General features: G+C 48.2%; 2 protein-coding genes. One reads left to right on the top strand and one right to left on the bottom strand.

What is annotated here, in order from left to right:
- Window positions 1–876: YvcK family protein (locus tag R7E00_RS24595; RefSeq protein WP_318124832.1), on the top strand; the 876-nt coding region annotated here is incomplete at its 5' end.
- 76 nt (window positions 877–952) lie between these two features.
- Here the strand turns inward: R7E00_RS24595 and R7E00_RS24590 are convergent.
- A partial coding sequence (locus R7E00_RS24590) for an Hpt domain-containing protein (protein ID WP_318124831.1) occupies window positions 953–1,136 on the bottom strand: 184 nt, incomplete at its 5' end.

Below are 1,136 nucleotides of genomic sequence, written 5' to 3'. Positions count from 1 at the left end.
AAGAAAGTGGTCGCAGTTGGCGGTGGTCATGGCTTAGGTCGAATGTTAGCCGCTTTAAAAGACTTTGGCAGCAATGCTACGGGCATTGTAGCCACAACCGACAATGGTGGTTCAACTGGGCGTATTCGTCATTGCCAAGGTGGCATCGCTTGGGGAGACACCAGAAACTGCATCAACCAGCTAATCACTGAACCATCTATCAGTTCGATGATGTTCGAATACCGCTTTAAAGGGACGGGAGAGCTGGACGGCCACAACCTTGGCAATTTGATGCTAACAGCATTGGATAACTTGTCGGTTCGACCGCTGGATGCAATCAATCTGATCCGAAACATGCTTAAGGTTGATGTCAATATTCTGCCAATGTCAGAGCACCCTTCGGATTTGTCTGCACTTTCAGTGAACGGTCAATGGGTCACAGGTGAAACCAATGTGGATGAGATGGAAACCGACTTACGTCGCTTAGATCTTTCACCAGAAGTTCCAGCCACTAAAGAAGCCGTTACTGCTCTGGCAGAAGCCGATGCAATCATTCTTGGCCCAGGCAGTTTCCTCACCAGTATTATGCCGCCATTGTTATTGCCTGAGCTGGGCAAAGCCATTGCAGCAAACCGAAAAGCGAAGGTGATATTCGTTGCTAACCTCAGCCCTGAATACGGCCCAGCAGGTCGAATGTCGATGGCGCAAAAGCTGGAATGGTGTGAACGTGCGTGCCAAGGACGAAGAATCGATGTCGTCCTTGCCGAAGAAACGGACCAGAAAGTGTTGGAACAATGGAACGTCGTTACCGAATCATTAGCCTCAACCAACCGAGATTGGCGTCACGACCGAGATAAGTTGAAAGCAGCGATAGAAAACCAACTACTCACTAAGTAGCCACTTGAGACTGCCAACGTTGATACGACAAAGCCCTTCCAATATGGAAGGGCTTTGTGTTTAAAAAGTAAAGGCTTTATTGAGTCCAAGAGCGATACGCGTCGCGTGTTTCATTCAAGCGTTCAAGCATAGTGTTAACCTCACTACCCTGTTCAACTAACTCACCAGATTTGGCTTTTTTATCGATAGACATCGCTAACTCACACAAACTGTCGGCTCCGAAACTCGCAGCACTGCTTTTTAGCGCATGGCTGATCTCT

It is taken from the genome of Vibrio sp. Vb1755, from assembly GCF_033338635.1.
Classification (GTDB): domain Bacteria; phylum Pseudomonadota; class Gammaproteobacteria; order Enterobacterales; family Vibrionaceae; genus Vibrio; species Vibrio alginolyticus.
Note: the sequence above shows the minus strand (reverse complement) of the source record. Positions and strands in the feature narration are given on the sequence as shown.